The 370-nt window shown below is 69.5% G+C and carries 1 protein-coding gene; it reads left to right on the top strand.

The annotated features are described in order from the left end of the window. On the top strand, positions 1 to 370 hold a 370-nt coding region (locus tag AB4Y92_RS26555; protein WP_441822340.1), incomplete at both ends, for a chloride channel protein.

Consider the following 370-nt stretch of genomic DNA (forward strand, 5'->3'; position numbering starts at 1 on the left):
TGCTGGCCCTGCTGACGCCGACCGTCCTGTCCTCGGGACACAGCGCGCTGCATGTCGGCTTCGCCGCCGACTACACGGCGTCCTTCCTCGTGACCGTGATCCTGCTGAAATCGGTCGCCTCGGCGGTCTCGATCGGTTCCGGCTTTCGCGGCGGCCTGTTCTTCGCCTCGCTCTTCATCGGCGCCATGTTCGGCAAGCTGGTGGCTCTGGCCTGGACCGCCGGGTTCGGGATTCCGGCCGCTTCGACGGTCTTCGCCGTCGTCGGTATGAGCGCGATGGCAACCGCGGTCGTCGGTGGGCCGCTGACCATGGCCCTGCTCGCCCTGGAGACGACGGGCAGCCTGCCGCTCACGGTGGCGGTGCTCGCCGC

Origin of the sequence: Lysobacter sp. TAB13 (assembly GCF_052113885.1) — a bacterium.
In the GTDB taxonomy this organism is placed as follows: Bacteria; Pseudomonadota; Gammaproteobacteria; order Xanthomonadales; family Xanthomonadaceae; genus Lysobacter; species Lysobacter gummosus.